This is a genomic window from Desulfobacula phenolica, assembly GCF_900105645.1.
Classification (GTDB): domain Bacteria; phylum Desulfobacterota; class Desulfobacteria; order Desulfobacterales; family Desulfobacteraceae; genus Desulfobacula; species Desulfobacula toluolica.
This window is the reverse complement of sequence record NZ_FNLL01000011.1, coordinates 34,657-52,557: the sequence shown is the minus strand read 5'-3', so window position 1 is coordinate 52,557 and position 17,901 is coordinate 34,657. Positions and strand designations below refer to the sequence as shown.

The following is a 17,901-nucleotide window of genomic DNA, read 5'->3' as shown; positions in this document are numbered from 1 at the left end:
ATTGTAAGACATTGGTTTCTCCTTTTCTTTAATTTTCAGATGTTAATAAATCACAGTAAGATTCAAAGGATTTAAGTGACAATGGATTTTCAATTTTATCCAGAATCAATACCTTTGGCAGGGGCTTGATAAATTCTTGTCTCAAGCTGTAGGTATAAGCCCCCTGGGTAGGGATCATCAAAATGTCACCTTCCAGGATATTTTTCCCGAAATAGGCGTATCCCCATACATCATGGGGAGTGCATAAGGACCCGAGAATATGGCAGGGCCTTTCTGTCATATGGCTTTGTGTCAGATTCAGTACAGGAAAGTAGTCTGTTTCAAATCGTTCCCAGCCAACCGCATTTGTTCCGGCATCCGTGATAACAAGGTCGTCGGCTTTTTTGTCCGTAACACTGACAAGAATGTGCATGGCATCATTGCATATCCATCGGCCGGGTTCAAAACAGATGGTGCTGTCTGTTAAAGGCAGTATTTTTTCTTTAATCACCTTGGCCAGACTTTCGGCAAAAACATCAATGGGTGAAGACGGATTTATACAGGGCATCTGACCCTGTTCACTCAGCAGCCATTCGCCCTGGGGCGGCCAATACCCGCCGCCTATGTCAATAAATTTACATGATTTGCGAAAGGAATCAGGCATTTTACTGATCAGATCACTCAACACGTTTAAAAATTCAACCTGCCGGTCAGGAGCAAGATTCCAGGAGGAATGAAACTGCAGGCCCTTAAACTCAAGATATGGGTGACATGAAATGTTATCATAAACCAAAGGCAAATTTTCCGGCATGATCCCAAATTTACGCCACAATCCCTCGGGATTGTTGTTCAGTCTCACCCCCACCTTTATTTGCAGTTTTTTTCTGTTTGATATGATTTTGAGTCGTTCACACTCGCCGAAACTGTCTAAAAGGACAGTCACCCTGTCATTGTTGTTCGCTGCCAGTTCAAGCTCTGCATTCGTTTTGCCCGGACCGCTGAAAATAATGTTTTTTGCCTTGAGCCTGAGTGCGGCTTCAAGCTCAAGCCCGCTTGAGACATCCAGCCCGAATCCCTGTTCCAGAAGAGTTTTTGAAACACAAGCCAGGTTGTTGCTTTTCATGGCAAAATAAAACGCTGTCCTGGGCAGTTTTTTTTCAAAAGCTGTTCTGAATTGATTTGCCCGCTTTTTTAATACATCGGTTTCAAGGATATAAAGTGGAGAGCCAAAATTTTTGACTGCATTAATAAAAACCTGTTTTCGTTCAAAAAAGCCTTGAACAAAATCATTCAGCAAGACTTTGGATATTGGGGTAAAATCATATTTTTTATTGTTATTCAATTTCAACTCCAAGACGCTTACCAATCAGGAAACACTGGGTTTCCGGATATTGTTTGTGATCCGGTGCAATGATCATGTGACCCAGAAACCATGAATCATAGTCATCCGGCGGCATGGTAATGATATGGCCGGGTTTCCGGGTAAAATGTATTTTTTTGATTCTTTTTTCGTTTTGCAGCAAATCCGTATTAAATCTTTTTAATACACCGGCTTTATGGGCATGAAGCCGAATCCCGATGTGGGGGGTGAAGTGAGTTGTGCCATTTAGGCCCAATGGCTTTTTTTCAGCAAAATCAAGTGTCAGTTTTAAGATATCCAGATTGCCTGCTTCTTTCAAAAGAAACGGCAGACAATCCCCTCCCGGCCTTGGTGTCATTTCGATCAGAACCGGCTGGTAATCATTTATAATAAAATCCACCATGCACAATCCCCTCCGGATGCCGAGGCATTTTGCACTGTTGAGCAAAATATTTTCAAGATGCGCTTTATCTGTATGCTCTGGCAGATCGGATGGAATCACATACCCTGAAACCGTTCCAAAAGGCCGGTTGTCCGGTTTGATTTTCCGGGTTAATCTGATGATGGTAACGACATTGTTTTCAATAATAAAATCGCAGCTGTATTCCGGCCCGTCCAGGAATTCTTCGGCAAGCATCAAGTCGTCCTGAGAAGAAGTCTTTTTAAACAGGGGATTTTCACATCTTCTCTTTAAACCGGCTTTAATGGTCATAAATGCCTTTTTACAGTCATCCAGGGTTTTGCACCTGAAAACAAGTTCGCTTCCGCTTCCGAAAAAAGGTTTTAAAACCACTTGTTTTTGACGCAGATCAAGAAATCTGGCCACATCATCCACAGAATTGACAGCTGCTGTTAAAGGGCATGGAATATTGTTTTTTTGCCAGAGTTGTTTGGAAACATACTTGTCCCGGCAATTTCTGATCGCACACAGATCAGGATAGATCAGTCCGAACTCAGAGGCTATCAATGCAGCCGTCTCCATGGATTCACAATCGAAACAGGCTACACCGGTAAGTGTTTGGCCCCATGTTTTCAAATGGTGTAAAAGATCTGTTTTAATCCGGTTAAAGTCATTAAGGGGGATGAGAAGCTCTTCAAGGTCTGTGGGAGAATCTTCTTGAGCGTTCTTTCTGATTTCAGGATCGGTTAGAAACAGCGCTCGATTGGGACAGGCCGTTCGTATCCACTCGATATAATCCGATGTGGTGCCAACGACCAGCACTCTTTTTTTGTTATGCACAGGCAGCATTTTTTTCATGGGTATCCGTGCCCCAAAAAGGCATTTTTTTGTCTGTTTTAATTTCATACAAAGGCCTGGGAGTCAGGTGAAACCGTTTTTTCCAGTTAAAATCACCGCACAGAAAATCAACAGAATCAAATCTTTTCCGGCATGACCATTCCAGATGATGCAGGTTGATCAATTTTGCAACACCCGGAAATTCAGGGTTTGTGCCGCCTGCAAGAAGTGTATAGGTGTTTTTAAAAATTGCCCCCATATCAACGGCTGCAATTTCACCTCCGATAAGTACGGTTGTGATTCTTAACATCCCCATGTCCCAAAGAAAAGCTGCCAGGCGTTCAAACGACTGATAAAATCGCGGATCATTAAAATAAGAATTCTCACAAAAAGATTCAATGTTCATCCTGAAAAGGCGGGTTAGATCCTTTTTATGGTTGAACCGGAAAGACACCTCAAAGGCTTGAAGCCGATTGAGTTCATTTTTTAATTTTTTCCTGGATTTGCCTGAAAAGGAAAGCCGGTAGTTTTCAAAGGAATGGTTAAAGATTCCTGGGAAAAAAAGATATCCCACTTCATCTTGCCGGGTATTATCCACACAGTTCAGCAGCGGTGTCCAGGTCAAATACCTCAAATGCAAGGGTTTTGACACCGAATCCAGCAACGTATGGACAACTTCCGGGTTTGCGGCAATCAGCCGGTTCTGTTCAAGCCAGGACTTTCCATTCCAGGTTTCTCCGGGAAATAAAATATAATTATCAGATTCCTCGTTCCAGCAAAGGGGCAAAAAACCCAATATTTTTCCATTCTGCTCAACCGTGTGAAAAAACAATGGCCTTGAAAACGAATCATTAAAACATGACCGGACCTGCCAGAGATCAAAAATCGCATTGACCGGCCATGTTTTTTCCCAGACATCACGGCATTGTACCGGGTCTTCATATATGACGGTTTTCATGATATTGCCTTATTGCCTGTAGGTTACGTTCAATCTGGACAATGAGCCGCCAAAATAATCCTGGGAAAACTTTCTTACGGTTTCAGGATCATAGGGCTTGCAGCTGAACACATCAAGATATGTGGCATTGGTCTTGTTTGCAAAATGCGCGGAAATCAGTGATGTTTCAATGAGTTGTACCATTGAAAAACCCGCCACTTTTTCGTCTTCTCCAAAATGGACAACCTGGGTTTCACCAAAACGTTTCATCTCTATGAGATCACATAATTGCACAACAAATTGTTTGATCAGGTTTGCATCTCGAATTTTTTTCGGGTCACAGCCATATATGTCGATGGCTGATGCAATGCCCCACACTTCAGGAGATGTTTCAATATTGATTGCAGATGATGTGTTCATTTATTGTATCCTTTCTTTTAAGTAATTATGTTCAGACACTACCATTTTTCTCGAATATGATTTCGTTGAGGTTTTTTGCCAAGTTTCTTATGACGGTTTTGCATTTCGAACTTCTCTTCCCAGGAAACGTCATCATCATAAAATTCTTTGAATTTAGGTGATTTGAATTTCTTTTTTTTTGTGTTTTCTCTGGACATTTTTTTATCCTTTGTTTGTCATGCCATAACCAGACTGTTGTAAGGCATTCATTCGGCAATAACAAAGCATAACTTGTGCCATATTGAACAATTGTCTTGAAAAATATTAATTTCTTGTTAAATCAGTTGGTTGGATTGAGTCGTTTGAGCTGCAAACGAATTATTCGGTAAATATTTTCTTGTTTAAGTGATAATCAGTAATAATTTTCTTAAAAATTGAATATCCGGTTCAAAATATTCTTGAATATTTGTTGGTTTTATTTTTAATCTTTTATTATTGCTTTATTATTTGAAATTATATCAGTATAATCAAGCTTGTAAAAACAGTATTATTTTACCGATAAACGGAGATAAAAAGATGCTTATCAGGGTGGTCTGTGCCATAAAAGAAAAAAAAATGCAGGCAGATCTTGAAAAACGCCTGTCGGATCTTGATGTGCAGCTCAAGTTTTGCGACCGTCAAAAATCACCCTGGCAGGAACTGGCAAGGAGCTGCGCCGACGTCTTCATTGTCAGCAGCCTCCTGATACCCAAGCCTGTTGAATCCAGCATCTCCATACTCAACAACCTGCCTGAAAAACCCATCACCATTGTCCTGCATAACCGGGAATCATCCGAGGAACATGCCAACCTTCTGGCATCGGGTGTTGATGTGGTTTTGTATTCGGGAATTTCTTTCGACAGCATGATTGAGGTTATTGAAAGCACCCTGGAATCCAGGCGGCAGTTTTATTATATGGATCGGTTTGACCAGCGGGGAAGATACCAGCCCAGGCTGAATGATTTTGTATCAAACAGCAAAGAGATGCAGATGTTTCTTGATGAGGCCCAGCAAATTGTCACAAGCGATGCCAGCCTGCTGCTTTTAGGAGAAACCGGCGTTGGAAAGGAACATCTTTCCAAGGCTATTCATGCCGAAAGCCACCGGTCTTCAGGGCCTTTTATTGCCATCAACATGGCTGCCATTCCGGAACAGTTAATTGAAAGCGAACTCTTCGGCCATGAACAGGGCGCTTTCACAGGTGCTGTTCGTTCCAGAAGGGGAGCCTTTGAAATGGCACATACAGGAACAATTTTTCTGGATGAAATAGGGGAAATGCCTTTGCAGATGCAGACCAAACTTCTTAGGGTTCTCCAGGATTTTGAGTTTACCCCTGTTGGCGGTGAAAAACCTGTCTGGGTAGATGTCCGGGTTATTGCAGCCACAAATAAAAATCTTGAAAAAGAGATCAAAAAAGGGCAGTTCCGTCAGGATTTGTACTACAGGCTGGGTGTTATAACATTAACCATACCGCCGCTGAGGAGGCGCAAAGAGGATATTCCAGCCCTGGCCAACCATTTTTTGAGCGTGTACAATAAAAAAATCGGATGTGAGATCAACCGGTTTTCAAACGACGCCATGAAAGCTCTTTGCACATATCAATGGCCCGGAAATATCCGGGAATTGATGAATGTGATTGAGCGTGCCGTAATCTTGTGTAAATCCGATACGATTTCAATTGAAAACTTTCCCAGTATTTTCCATAAAAAATCCATGACATCTCCGGCTGGTTTTGACATCAATGATTTAGATCTGAATGCGTGGAAAAACAAGACACTGTCCGAAGCTAAACAAGAGATACTCCACCAGGTTGAAAAAAAATATCTTGAAATGGTTCTTGAAAAAACAGGCGGAAAAATAGGAGAGACCGCCAGGATTGCAGGTATACATCCTCGGGGACTCTATGGCAAGATGAAAATACTCAACATTGACAAGGCAACTTTTAAATCAAAGGATCATTGATCCCACTTTTACCGCCGTCCCTAATAATTGCCAAGGGCAGACCTGGTATCTCTTCTTGTTTTGCCCACAACAAAGATTGAAAGTTTGTGTGTGAATTTTTAACAATTGAATGTTTGAAGCTTGGGCAAAAGTGCTGTAGAATAAATTTGATGCTTCCGATAAAATAAAATAGGCAAAATAAAACCGGCAAGATTACAATAAGCTTTAAAGAGCTTGCTTCGGGCGCATTCACAAAAAAGGGGTTATATTGCATATAAACCCAAAAATATTTTTTTTAGAAAGGATGGTTTTATGAAAACTTTTAAATCTATTGCAGTACTTGTTCTGCTTATTGCCATAACTTTGGTATATATAACAGGGTGTGCCTCCAGCAGATCCGGCCAGGTGTATTCACGGGATAATGCAAGGCAGGTTCAGACCTTTGACACAGGCACGGTTGAATGGGTTAAAGAAGTGATGATTGAAGGCACCAAAACCCCCATTGGAACAGCTGTGGGCGGTGTGGCAGGCGGTGTTCTGGGAAATACTGTGGGAAGCGGATCAGGCAGAACAGTTGCCATGGTTCTCGGTGCCCTTGCCGGGGCGGCAGCAGGAACAGTTGCTGAAGAAGGCATAACCAGGAGGCAGGGGCTTGAAATAGGTGTAAGAATAGACAATGGCCGGACCATTGTTGTCGTACAGGAAGCTGATATCATGATTGCTGCCGGGGACAGGGTAAGGATCATTAATGCGGCAGATGGTACAACAAGGGTATCAAAGTAATAGTTGACCTTTTAACTTTCATGGTTATTTTCCTGAGCTTACAGAGATTCACGGGAGATTAACAGGAGAAGTATGAAAAAGAATATACAACATAACGATAAGTTAAGAAACATTGCCATTATTGCTCATGTTGATCATGGCAAAACAACCCTTGTTGATGCAATGTTCAGGCAGAGCGGACTTTTCAGGGAAGGCCAGCAGGTTGATGACCGCCTCATGGACAGTATGGACATTGAAAGGGAACGAGGTATCACCATTTCAGCTAAAAATTGCTCTGTGAACTGGAAGGGGGTTAAAATTAATATTATTGATACCCCAGGCCATGCCGATTTCGGCGGTGAAGTGGAAAGAGCGCTTTCCATGGCAGACAGTGCAATACTCCTTGTGGATGCATCTGAAGGCCCTTTGCCACAGACCCGGTTTGTTCTTAAAAAGACCTTTGAAGCCAATCTTCCCGTTATGGTAATTATCAATAAAATTGACCGTAAAGATGCCAGGCCGGATGAAGTTCTGGATATGGTGTATGATCTTTTCATTGATCTTGATGCCACGGAAAAACAGCTAGATTTTCACTATTTATATGCCATTGGCCGTGACGGGATTGTTAAAAAAGAATTGGATGAAGACGTTGATAATTTAACGGTTTTATTCGATCTTATCCTGGAAGAGATGCCGGCACCTTCCTATGACCCGCAAGCCCCCTTTCAGATGCTGGTGTCTGATCTGGGATATTCCGATTATCTGGGTCGGCTTGCCATTGGAAAAATTTTTAACGGCAGTGCCAAGTCCAATGAGAACCTTGTTTGTATCAACGAAAACAATAAATTGTTACCCTTAAAGGTATCTAAAATTCAATCTTATGACGGGATGGCACTCTTGCCTGTGGAACAAGCCCAGGTGGGTGATATTATAGTATTATCAGGTATTGAAGATGTTAAAATCGGGGACACCATCTGTACGAAACTCGAACCCGTGCCTTTAAAAAGAATCACAGTTGATGAACCCACTGTGTCCATGCAGTTTTCCATTTGCACATCTCCTTTTGCAGGCCGTGAAGGAAAATATGTTCAGTCCAGGAAAATCAGGGAAAGACTATTAAAAGAAACCCTCATGAATGTCGCCATTGAAGTGGAAGAAAGTAAAACGGATGAAAGTTTCACCGTCAAGGGCAGAGGTGAACTCCAGCTTGCCATCCTGATCGAAACCATGCGAAGAGAAGGATTTGAACTTTGTGTCGGGCGGCCAAAGGTTATTTATAAATATAAGGATAAAAAAATCCTGGAACCCATTGAACACTTGTTTGTGGATTGCGGTGAAGATTTTCTGGGTGTTGTAACGGAAAAACTGTCCATTCGAAAAGGTAAAATGCTCAATCTTGTGAATAACGGCAAAGGCAGAGTTAGAATTGAATTTTCAATTCCCTCAAGATCGTTGATAGGATACAGGGATGAATTTATGACAGATACCCGTGGCACGGGAATTATGAATTCATATCTTTCCGGATACGAAGAACACAGGGGAGAGTTTCCAGTCCGGTATACCGGGTCCATTGTGTCGGATCGACAGGGCAAAGCCGTTCCATATGCATTGTTTAACCTTGAACCAAGAGGACAATTGCTGATTGAGCCCGGCACCCCGGTGTATGAGGGGATGATTGTCGGAGAGCATAACCGGCATCAGGATATTGATGTTAATGCCTGCAAGGAGAAAAAATTGACCAATATGCGGGCATCCGGGAAAGACGAAAGTGTTATCTGTTCACCGATCAAGGCCATGACCCTTGAAAAGGCCCTCCATTTTATCCGGGATGATGAGATGGTTGAAGTCACGCCTCTTTCCATACGTATTCGAAAAAGTGTGCTGAACGCTTCTCAGCGCCAGGTTCTGAAAGCCAAGCAAAAGAAGATGGAACAAGAATAAACAAAAACAAACAAAAAAAGAGGGGGGACCATGATCCGGTTAAATACCTTAATTGCACAACTGCTTTTCCTGGTTCCCAAATCCCTGGTTGAAATTTTTGCAAAACAGTATATCGCCGGTGAAACCCTTTCGCAAGCTCTTGAAAAAACCAGGGAACTCAATGATCTGAAGATCGGTGTCACCCTGGATTTTTTAGGGGAAGATCCCCAAAAAAAAAGAGAGTGCCTGGCAGCAGTTGATCTCTATAAAAAAGCCATCAAAGAAATCCATAACCGAAATCTGAAAAGTGGCATATCCTTAAAACCGTCCCAAATGGGGCTTAAAATCAATAAGCAGTTCTGTTTTGATAACCTTCATGACCTGATCGACCATGCCCGGAAACATATGGTATTTGTCAGAATTGACATGGAAGATACAAGCTTGAAAGAGGATACCATTGATCTTTATTTAAAGCTTAAAAAAGAGTTTGAGAATGTTGGTATTGTGATGCAGGCATATCTGAGAAGTGCTATTGCAGATATTAACGGCATGATCCAAGCCCATGCCAATATCAGGCTTTGCAAAGGTGCTTATTATTGGGAAGATCGAAAAGTAGCATACAAGGATATGAATATCATCAATTCAAGTTATGCTTATCTGATGGAAAAACTGCTGTCAAATAATTGTTTTACAGGCATTGCCACCCATGATGAAAAGCTTTTGTTTGAGGCCATGAAGCTTATTGACAAACTGGGAGTTTCAAAAGAAAAATATGAATTTCAAATGCTATACGGAGTACAAGAAGATCTGCGAAAAATTATTCACGATCACGGGCACTCCATTCGGGTTTATGTACCATTTGGAAAAGACTGGTTTGCATACTCTGTCCGGCGATTAAAAGAAAATCCCAAAATGGTCAGCTATATTTTCACCAATGGAATTAAAAATATTTTCAGCCATTAGAAACGATTATCATTATAAAAGGTTCGTTGTCATGACAGGTCGGGTTATGGTATAGTAATCCCATCTTAATTCTTATTTCAGATGTTTTTTTTCATCGAACCGGTATCAAGTCAAGCCAAAGGATATGTCATGAATGGTAAACCATCAAACCGATTCACCCTGAAAAAATTTCAAACCATTGCAAGAGCAATATCTGCTTATACCCAACTGGACCTTCTGGTGGTTCATCTGGTTGAAGATATCTGCCGGGAATTTGATATGAGGGCCTGCTCAATACTCCTGTTTGATGACAGGGAAAACCAGCTTTTCAGGATGGGCAGCTTTGGATTAAGTGACGATTATTTGACCAAGGGCCCGGTGTTTGTAGATGACAAATGCAATTCTTTTGTCAAAGGAGAGCCGGTATTGATTTTTGATCTGCAAACAGATACCCGGGTACAATATCCTGATGCCGCAAAAAAGGAAAATCTGGTTTCCATGCTGGCTATTCCGGTCAAATACAGAAAATACACCATTGGAGAGATGCGCATCTACAACAATCAATTGATTGAATTCAATGAAGATGACATTGAGTTGTTTCTCATCCTGGGTCAATTTCTGGGTCTGGCAATCGATAATCAGGGGCTTAGAAATTTTATCGCCTCTGTCAGGTCATCCATGCAGGACCTGCCCCTTAGAATTTTAAATGAGCCTTGATTTATGGCAAAAAAAATTGTCACAGACACATCGGATTTTTATTCCATTGATTCCGGGGATGAAATTCATGTTGATCAAAAAAGATTCAAGGTCATCGGCCATGCACGGGAGATGCGATTTGGCATCGAAGATCCCAAATTCTGGGTAAAACGGGCCATTGACCTGGATACGGACGAAATCAAATACATCAAGCTGTCTTTTTTTGAAACATTTAAAATTACCCTGGGAGGTATTAATATCCAGTGCTTTCGAAATCCTGAAAAGGAAGGTGAAATCCTGGACCTGATCAAAGGCCATCCTTACTTCATGCAGGGCATGGTTTACAGGGACAATCAGCACAATAATGTTAGAGTCCTGGATGCAGTCCGAGGGAAAAATTTTTTAAATTATATCGGGACCTTTGAAATGCCTTATGATAGGTATTTTAAAACACACCTTCCAGGAATTTTAAAAGAACTGGTCCGGTTGTTTGAAGCTGTCCGGATTCTTCATGAAAACGGGTATACCCATGGCGATATCAGAAACGATCATGTTATCCGGGAGGCCTGCTCCAACAATCTTGTGTGGATCGACTTTGACTATGATTACAAAACCGATGAAAATCCGTTCAGTCTGGACCTGTTCGGACTTGGTAACATATTGTGCTATGCCATTGGCAAGGGGTTCCATGTGTATTACAATATAAAGAATCGTTCCGGCGACTATAAGGATCTGGTGGACAGAATCAGCCCTGACGATTTTTCATTGCTGGATAACAGACGGCTGTTTAATTTACGAAAACTATATCCTCAGATTCCTCAGACGCTGAACAATATTCTCAGGCATTTTTCCCATGGGGCCCAAATCATGTACGAAACCATAGACGAAATCATTGAGGATTTAAACAGATGTTTACAGGCTTTTTCTTGATAAGGGGGGGATTTGAAAACAAATGTTTTGATAGGAGTGAGTGATTCCGTTATTTTCAGGGAGGTCTTGAACCGGTTTATTATGCTGCCCTTTGACAAGGCAAAATTGACTATTACTCTGGTGCATGTCTTTAGAAAGGCCACGAACAGCGAACAATTATTGGGAAACAACTATATTTTCCGGCAGATTGAAAGGTTTGCAAATCTTTTGGATCTGACAAAGAATATTCTGATCCAAAATGGTTATCAAGAGGAACAGGTCGCAGTCAAACTAATTGAGACCCCATATCCAACCGTTTCAGAAGGATTGATCGACCAGTTTAAAAAAGGAGATTATCATATGGCAGTGCTGGGCAGAAAAAGGATGTCCAAGGCTGAAGAATTTGTTTTAGGGGACCCTTGCACCAAGCTGATCAGGTATCTTGAAAATACCTGTGTTTTGATCATCAAGGGGAAATAAAAAAACTGCTCCTCCAATGGCTGATGTTGTGATCAAGCCCAAATAATACAATCATCTATGCATGAAAATTGATATCTTCTTTAAAAAAATAATTAATATATTGAATAAGTTGGATTCCTTCTTATATTTTAAAAACAGGATTCGGCAATCCTTTCTTTTTTTTTATAAGAAAGTCTTAAACAAATCACACAGGGACTTTCATTATTTGTTGTGGGCAAATCAGGATTACCAGATTGTTGTAAAAAACAGCCAGGTCTGCCCGTGACTTTTTATAAGGAGATTTAGACATGAAAGATACCGAAAACGTACATTTAAAAGTACAGGAACTATGCGACTGCTTTGCAACAACTGATCCTCTCAAAGAGATGTCAGAGTTGAAAAACGATGAAGACACCCAGGAGTCGGCCTTGAAATGGCTGGCACTGGCAGCACTTCACGGTGTAAACAGCAATGCCAAAAAAATATCCATCAAACAGGCCAATGATGGTACTGTCTCAGTGGTGGCAGAATATCGTGACACAAATATTCCTTCACCTGGGGCTGATGTTGCCGAAAGTATTTTTAAAGCTATAAGACAGATTACACACATTGAAGATAAAAAGGGCAAAAGCTCGCTGGCTTTAGGCATAAGAGATTCAAGCCTTGAGCTTAAAATCAGTCTTAAAGACAAGGAAGATCATAAAAAGCTCTCTATTAAATTTCCCTGACCCTTGATTTAATCCGGCAAAGGGATTAGAAGATCAAACCTCTTTTGATTCCTTTGTAAAAAAAATCATACAATATGAACTGCCACGGGCAGACCTGTTCTTTAGATCAGATTTGCCCACAACAAAACATGAAAGTTACGGTTTGGATTTTTAAAGACTTTCATATAAAAATCATAAGGGGATAAATTATTTTTGGATGCTAATCCACTTAATGTTGATGTGTGGGAATAAGATTGTTGCTTCTTGAAAAACATTCTGAAATATTTTTACTGGCTGGTTCATTGTTGTATGAGAATATGTGTTGTATTTCAGAGATCAGTTCATTGCTGGCTACCGGTTTTTGAAAGAATTTTTTGATACCGATATCCTGCAGCTCTTTTTCAGAAATGTTTTCATTAAAGCCGGAACACAGTATGATGGGAGTATCAGGCCTTACATCCAACACCTTTCTTGAAAAAATATCCCCGGTCATGCCGGGCATTGTCACATCTGAAATAATCAGATCAAATTTTAACGGATTATTCTTAAATACTTGAAATGCATCCATCACATTTGAAAAGGATTTTACTCTGTAACCATGATATTCTAGGATCTTTTTAGTCGTGTCCAGAATGTTTTTATTATCATCCACCAATAATATTTTTTCCGACCCCTGAGATAAAATATTTTTTTCGGGTTTTGCAGTCGCTAAAACTGTTTTTTCCTGTATTATCGGGAAAAAAACTTTAAAAGAAGTCCCTTGTCCTTTCCGGCTGTCAACCTCTATATAGCCATTGTGTTCTTCGACAATACCATGCACAACGGAAAGCCCAATGCCGGTGCCATTGTTGGCCGCCTTGGTTGTAAAATACGGCTCAAATATTTTGTTCATTGTTTTCCGGGTCATTCCCTGACCCGTATCTTTAACCTCAAGCCGGATATAATTGCCAGGCATTAAATTCAACCGGGGAGTGTGTCTTTGATTTTGTATTTTAATTTCCTTCAACCCAACCGACAATATACCGCCGGTATCTATCATAGCCTGGTATGCATTGGTGCAAAGGTTCATAACAACCTGGTGTATTTTACCAGGATCAGCAATCACCTTGGCCCTGGAATGGATATTTTCCTTGATGGTTATGGTTACGGGTATTGATGCCCGGAGCAATTTAATGGCTTCTTTTACAACAATATATATTCTGAGCGGCTTCTTTTTCTGTGTTGATTTTCTGGTAAAGGTGAGAATTTGTTGAACCAATTCAACTGCTTTATTGGCTCCGTTGATGATCTCATTAATATAGATTGTTGCCTTTTCAGGATCATTGACATGATTTTTCGCAAGTTGGGCATATCCGAAAATGCCGGAAAGAATATTGTTAAAATCATGAGCTATTCCACCTGCAAGAGTCCCCATGGCTTCCATTTTCTGAGCCTGGAGCAGTTGATTCTTTAACTTTTCTTTTTCCTTATAATTTTCCACTTGTTCAGTAATATCTTTGATAACGCCTACTAAGATTTTTTTGTTCTCTTCATTTGTGAAAACAGCTTTTTTCGTAGAAATAATCCGTTTGTGTCCTTTTGCATCTGTAATTATACCTTTATTTGTATGTTCAATACCTGAATTGAAAACAGTATCGTCTTTGTCCCGAATTATTTTTGCCTTTTTATGCGAAAATATATCATGAATTGATTTGTTCATCATATCTTCTTTGGATAGCCCGACAAGATTTAATAAGGCATCGTTCAAAGCAATATATTTTTGCGTTTCATCTTTTACATAAATAGGATCGCTAATTGCATTGATGATACTGTTTAAAATTTGTTCAGACCATTTTTTATCGGAAATATCCCGCCAGACAGCATAAAATGTTTTTTTGCTTCCGTTGGGGATAACTGTCAGCAGGACTTCTACAGGGAAAATTGTTCCGTCGGCTTTTTTATGATCCCATTCAAACCGAATACTGCCTTTTTTATAGGCAATATCGAATAAGTCATTGGCCTTTTCATGGGAAAACCTTCCGTCAGGCTGTTTTTCGGGGGAAAAATCAGATGGATGCTTGTTCAACAGCTCCTGTTTGTTGCTGTATCCGAGCAGTTTCAGGGTCGCTGCATTGCAGTCAAAAAACTTATCGTCAATGATAACTAAAATTGCGTTCGACGACCGGTTAAAAAGCTCTTTATACTGATTTTGTTCCATTTTAAATGGTATCCGCCATGAATAGATCTGTATTCCAGATAGAAAATTAAGATGTTCTATAATATAAAAGAATAACCTTCAAAGTATCTTATTAATATTTACCCATGTCAAGAAAATAATAAAAAAAAACAGGATTTGATCATTGGAATTTGTCAGACTTGCATCATTGGATTTTTGTTGAAATTATTTTTTATGCTCAAGACGTTGATAAAAGCATAATAACATAAGCTTGAACCCATTGGTTCCTGCGGATTGGGGTCATTTTTTTTTACTGTTTATTTTATCCCGTTCACTGAGTTTGAAACCTTGACCGGATTCGCCTTCAAATGCCAGAACTTTTCCCCGGATGTCCAGAAATTGTTCAAAATTGTTCAAAAAAACATCAAGAATATCCGGATCAAAATGTTCTCCCCTTTCTTTTTTCATTATATTATAGGTGACTTCGGGAGGATAAGGGTCTTTATAAGGCCGTTTTGAGGTGAGCGCATCAAATGTGTCTGCTATGGCTGTAATTCGTCCGGAGATAGGAATATCAATTCCTTTTGCTTGATTAGGATACCCTTTCCCATTGAATTTTTCATGATGGTTCAGGGCGATTTCATGGGCCATCTGTAAAATTTTTGATTTGGATCTGGATAAAAGCCTTGCCCCGATCTGCGGATGGGTTTTTATGGTTTCAAACTCAATATTGGTAAGCTTGCCCGGTTTCAGAAGAATTTTGTCTGGAATGCCGATTTTTCCAATGTCATGCATGGGTGCGGCATAGTAGATGGTTTCGACAAACTCTTCGGAAAGAGACAGTTTTTCAGCCATGAGTGAGCAATATTTCCCGATTCTGATAATATGATCCCCAGTGTCTTCGTCTTTATACTCTGCTGCCATGACAAGGCGATGCACAGAATCAATATAGGAATTTTTAAGTTCATTGTGGGCTTTTTCTGCTTCCTGCTTCAGATGTCTTTCTCGTAAGACACGATTAACCCTGAGAATCATCTCTTTGGGTGAAAAAGGCTTTTCAACAAAATCACTGGCACCGATACTGATGATTTCATCATAATGGTAACTGCTTATCTGGCCTGTCATAACAATCACGTCTGTAGTAAATTGCGATTTAATGATTTTGGCAAGCTCAATACCATCCATAACAGGCATGTCAATATCAGTCACGACCACATCAAACGTATTTTCGGAAAACAGTTTTAATGCCTCTTCACCATTTTCTGCAAAATAACAAGGATAGCTTGTTCTTGCCATTGCGTTTTTAAGCAAATCTCTTATAAGTGGTTCATCATCAACAATTAAGATATTGGCATTTTTTTGAGTGTCTGCGACAACAAAATCATTTATCATGGGTGGCCTTGATTTTTAAATTTAAAAATTATTATACAAAATTCCTCTCAATTTAAAATAGCAAATACGCATTAAAGTCAAGTTGAATTTGAAAAACAACTCAACAACTCATTTTTTTGAGTTAACTGCACAGGCGACCATAAATAAAATAAAAATTATATTATTTTTTTGCAAGTATGTTGTTAATCAGTTTGATCAATGTCTTCATGGGAATTGGTTTTTGAATAACTTCAACAATTCCTGCGGCTTTGGCATGTTCAATCAATTCCTCGCTTTTGGTGCCGGTACATAACATCACAGGGATATTTCCGCGCACTTTCAGTATTTTTTTTGCCAGTTCCATGCCTTGCAGTTTAGGCATGATATGGTCGGTAATAACAAGGTCAAATTTTTGCGGCGTTTTTTTGAACTCCTCCAATGCCTCAATGCTGCTGGTATATCCCTCAACTTTGTATCCCACTCTTTCAAGGACAATTTTGCCGAAATCAACCAGGGCATCTTCATCGTCCACAAACAACACATTCCCGCTTCCCCTTGGAAGAGTTTGATCTCCTTTGATGTCGGGCTTATAACTTTCAGTCTGTCTGCAGGGAAGAAGCACTTCAAACGAAGAACCTTTTCCAGGCTGGCTGGCTACAACTATTGTTCCCCCATGGCTGACGGCAATCCCCTGGGCAACTGCCAGACCAAGTCCTGTTCCTTCTCCTGGTTCTTTTGTCGTAAAATACGGATCAAAAATTCGTTCGACAATTTCCTGGTCCATACCCGGACCCGTATCCTCAACAACAATACTGACATAATGACCTGAAATCAGATTGGGATATTCAGACACGCTTTCCGGATCTAAAAAAATCTGTTTTAAACCAATGCTCAGCATTCCGCCATCCTCTGTCATGACCTGGCCTGCATTCTGGCAAAGGTTTAATATCAATTGATGAATCTGGGCCGGATCAGCCAGAACCGTACCTGTTTCTTCCCGGATCTCTTGTTTGATTTCAATGCTGCTGGAAAAATTGGCTTTAAGATAATTTAGAACATAATTTAAAATCGGGGTGATTTTAATGTGTTTTTTCTCCTGTTCTGTCTGCCGGCAAAAGGTTAAAAGATGCTGAACAAGTTCCTTGGCCCTGAAAGCCGCTGAACTGATTTTTTCCAGGCAGTCTCCGATTTTTGAATCATCCGGCTGTTTCTCCATGGCGGCCATTTCGCAATATCCGATGATAATGGAAAGAATATTATTAAAATCATGAGCTATTCCACTGGACAATGTGCTGATGGCTTCCATTTTCTGGGCCTGCTTGAGGATTTTTTCCATTCGTTTATGTTCAGCCAGCTGTTTTTTTAATTGCTCATTTGACTTGGTAAGTTCCATTGTTCGCAGGGAAACCTCGTCATCCAGCGTCTGCCGTGTCTTATCCAGTTGCAGGTGGAGTTGGCGCATCACAAAATGGGCTTTCAGGCGGGCTAAAACCTCTTCTTTTTGAAAGGGTTTGGTGATATAGTCTGCTGCTCCCAGTTCAAGGCCTGTGACTTTGTTGACCGTCTCTGTAAGAGAGGTCATTAATATAACCGGAATATTTTTAGTTGTTTTGTTTGATTTGAGTCTGCGACATACTTCAAACCCATCCATTTCAGGCATTAATACATCCAGAAGAATGATATCCGGAAGTGTGTCTTCCAAAAGCTCAAACACCTTATAGCCATTCATTGCCAGTTGCAGGTTAAACCCGAACTGATCCAGTATCTGTTTCAGGCTCTCAATATGTTCCAGTTCATCATCAACAATCATAATGGTGCTTTCAGGTGCTGTGAAATCGACCATTTTCGCCTCCTGTCATCTGTTGAACATTATAAAGTCCTTTGTTCCGGTTAAGGCCGCTTATCCAGGAATATATGAGAAGATGTGAACAAACGATTTTTACCGGTTATAACATGAAGTTGAACAGATCAGAATATTTTCTCTTGTTGAGTAATATTATAAGGTTCCAGGCAAACCTGTCAACCCGAAAGGATCACATGACCTTTAATATATGTTAAACCATCCGTATTCTTTTTTATTGATTCTCA

The 17,901-nt window shown here is 40.4% G+C and carries 16 protein-coding genes; 8 read left to right on the top strand and 8 right to left on the bottom strand.

Going from position 1 to position 17,901, the window contains the following annotated elements:
- Positions 1–28: 28 nt before the first annotated feature.
- The 5 genes from BLT94_RS16945 to BLT94_RS22065 are packed head-to-tail and all read right to left on the bottom strand — an operon-like array spanning position 29 to position 4,130.
- On the bottom strand, positions 29–1,321 hold the full coding sequence (locus BLT94_RS16945; RefSeq protein ID WP_092236708.1) for a diaminopimelate decarboxylase family protein: 1,293 nt from the start codon (positions 1,319–1,321) through the stop codon (positions 29–31).
- The gene (locus BLT94_RS16940; protein WP_245743159.1) at positions 1,314–2,597 is read right to left on the bottom strand and encodes an ATP-grasp domain-containing protein; all 1,284 of its coding nucleotides are present in this window, start codon (positions 2,595–2,597) and stop codon (positions 1,314–1,316) included. The genes BLT94_RS16945 and BLT94_RS16940 overlap by 8 nt, the downstream gene beginning before the upstream one ends.
- On the bottom strand, positions 2,572–3,534 hold the full coding sequence (locus BLT94_RS16935) for a GNAT family N-acetyltransferase (RefSeq protein ID WP_092236704.1): 963 nt from the start codon (positions 3,532–3,534) through the stop codon (positions 2,572–2,574). The genes BLT94_RS16940 and BLT94_RS16935 overlap by 26 nt, the downstream gene beginning before the upstream one ends.
- A 9-nt stretch (positions 3,535–3,543) precedes the next feature.
- On the bottom strand, positions 3,544–3,933 hold the full coding sequence (gene speD, locus BLT94_RS16930) for an S-adenosylmethionine decarboxylase (protein WP_014955849.1): 390 nt from the start codon (positions 3,931–3,933) through the stop codon (positions 3,544–3,546).
- Between the two features lie 38 nt (positions 3,934–3,971).
- Positions 3,972–4,130, bottom strand: a complete 159-nt coding sequence (locus BLT94_RS22065; RefSeq protein WP_175530392.1) for a hypothetical protein — start codon at positions 4,128–4,130, stop codon at positions 3,972–3,974.
- A gap of 358 nt (positions 4,131–4,488) precedes the next feature.
- Between BLT94_RS22065 and BLT94_RS16925 the strand changes: the two genes are divergently transcribed.
- The 8 genes from BLT94_RS16925 to BLT94_RS16880 all read left to right on the top strand — a co-directional run bounded on the left by BLT94_RS16925 (position 4,489) and on the right by BLT94_RS16880 (position 12,308).
- A complete protein-coding gene (locus tag BLT94_RS16925) occupies positions 4,489–5,913 on the top strand; it encodes a sigma-54 interaction domain-containing protein (RefSeq protein WP_014955850.1) in 1,425 nt (474 codons plus the stop codon).
- A gap of 291 nt (positions 5,914–6,204) precedes the next feature.
- Positions 6,205–6,675 carry an outer membrane lipoprotein gene (locus BLT94_RS16915; protein WP_092236700.1) on the top strand — a complete coding sequence of 157 codons (471 nt, stop codon included), beginning with the start codon at positions 6,205–6,207 and terminating at the stop codon, positions 6,673–6,675.
- A 72-nt stretch (positions 6,676–6,747) separates the two neighbouring features.
- Complete coding sequence (gene typA, locus BLT94_RS16910) at positions 6,748–8,595, top strand: translational GTPase TypA (protein ID WP_092236698.1); 1,848 nt, start codon at positions 6,748–6,750, stop codon at positions 8,593–8,595.
- A gap of 30 nt (positions 8,596–8,625) precedes the next feature.
- Positions 8,626–9,537 carry a proline dehydrogenase family protein gene (locus BLT94_RS16905; RefSeq protein ID WP_092236696.1) on the top strand — a complete coding sequence of 304 codons (912 nt, stop codon included), beginning with the start codon at positions 8,626–8,628 and terminating at the stop codon, positions 9,535–9,537.
- A gap of 129 nt (positions 9,538–9,666) precedes the next feature.
- A complete protein-coding gene (locus BLT94_RS16900; RefSeq protein WP_014955854.1) occupies positions 9,667–10,233 on the top strand; it encodes a GAF domain-containing protein in 567 nt (188 codons plus the stop codon).
- Between the two features lie 3 nt (positions 10,234–10,236).
- Positions 10,237–11,142 (top strand): BUD32 family EKC/KEOPS complex subunit, encoded by a 906-nt coding sequence (locus BLT94_RS16895; protein WP_092236689.1) that lies wholly within the window; start codon positions 10,237–10,239, stop codon positions 11,140–11,142.
- Between the two features lie 12 nt (positions 11,143–11,154).
- Positions 11,155–11,601, top strand: coding sequence for an adenine nucleotide alpha hydrolase family protein (locus tag BLT94_RS16890; protein WP_092236687.1), 447 nt, complete (start codon positions 11,155–11,157; stop codon positions 11,599–11,601).
- Between the two features lie 287 nt (positions 11,602–11,888).
- The gene (locus tag BLT94_RS16880; RefSeq protein WP_092236683.1) at positions 11,889–12,308 is read left to right on the top strand and encodes a hypothetical protein; all 420 of its coding nucleotides are present in this window, start codon (positions 11,889–11,891) and stop codon (positions 12,306–12,308) included.
- A 208-nt stretch (positions 12,309–12,516) separates the two neighbouring features.
- On the opposite strand, the gene BLT94_RS16875 is transcribed toward BLT94_RS16880, so the two are convergent.
- The 3 genes from BLT94_RS16875 to BLT94_RS16865 all read right to left on the bottom strand — a co-directional run bounded on the left by BLT94_RS16875 (position 12,517) and on the right by BLT94_RS16865 (position 17,656).
- Positions 12,517–14,484, bottom strand: a complete 1,968-nt coding sequence (locus tag BLT94_RS16875) for a PAS domain-containing hybrid sensor histidine kinase/response regulator (RefSeq protein ID WP_092236681.1) — start codon at positions 14,482–14,484, stop codon at positions 12,517–12,519.
- Between the two features lie 258 nt (positions 14,485–14,742).
- Positions 14,743–15,834, bottom strand: coding sequence for a response regulator (locus BLT94_RS16870; RefSeq protein WP_092236678.1), 1,092 nt, complete (start codon positions 15,832–15,834; stop codon positions 14,743–14,745).
- A 160-nt stretch (positions 15,835–15,994) separates the two neighbouring features.
- Positions 15,995–17,656: a response regulator gene (locus BLT94_RS16865; RefSeq protein ID WP_092236675.1), complete on the bottom strand. Its 1,662-nt coding sequence runs from the start codon at positions 17,654–17,656 to the stop codon at positions 15,995–15,997.
- Between the last annotated feature and the right edge of the window lie 245 nt (positions 17,657–17,901).

Coding starts and splice junctions, on each gene's coding strand:
- BLT94_RS16940 (WP_245743159.1), bottom strand. CDS start 2,597: ATGAAAAAAATGCTGCCTGTGCATAACAAAAAAAGAGTGCTGGTCGTT.
- BLT94_RS16935 (WP_092236704.1), bottom strand. CDS start 3,534: ATGAAAACCGTCATATATGAAGACCCGGTACAATGCCGTGATGTCTGG.
- speD (WP_014955849.1), bottom strand. CDS start 3,933: ATGAACACATCATCTGCAATCAATATTGAAACATCTCCTGAAGTGTGG.
- BLT94_RS22065 (WP_175530392.1), bottom strand. CDS start 4,130: ATGTCCAGAGAAAACACAAAAAAAAAGAAATTCAAATCACCTAAATTC.
- BLT94_RS16925 (WP_014955850.1), top strand. CDS start 4,489: ATGCTTATCAGGGTGGTCTGTGCCATAAAAGAAAAAAAAATGCAGGCA.
- BLT94_RS16915 (WP_092236700.1), top strand. CDS start 6,205: ATGAAAACTTTTAAATCTATTGCAGTACTTGTTCTGCTTATTGCCATA.
- typA (WP_092236698.1), top strand. CDS start 6,748: ATGAAAAAGAATATACAACATAACGATAAGTTAAGAAACATTGCCATT.
- BLT94_RS16905 (WP_092236696.1), top strand. CDS start 8,626: ATGATCCGGTTAAATACCTTAATTGCACAACTGCTTTTCCTGGTTCCC.
- BLT94_RS16900 (WP_014955854.1), top strand. CDS start 9,667: ATGAATGGTAAACCATCAAACCGATTCACCCTGAAAAAATTTCAAACC.
- BLT94_RS16895 (WP_092236689.1), top strand. CDS start 10,237: ATGGCAAAAAAAATTGTCACAGACACATCGGATTTTTATTCCATTGAT.
- BLT94_RS16880 (WP_092236683.1), top strand. CDS start 11,889: ATGAAAGATACCGAAAACGTACATTTAAAAGTACAGGAACTATGCGAC.
- BLT94_RS16875 (WP_092236681.1), bottom strand. CDS start 14,484: ATGGAACAAAATCAGTATAAAGAGCTTTTTAACCGGTCGTCGAACGCA.
- BLT94_RS16870 (WP_092236678.1), bottom strand. CDS start 15,834: ATGATAAATGATTTTGTTGTCGCAGACACTCAAAAAAATGCCAATATC.
- BLT94_RS16865 (WP_092236675.1), bottom strand. CDS start 17,656: ATGGTCGATTTCACAGCACCTGAAAGCACCATTATGATTGTTGATGAT.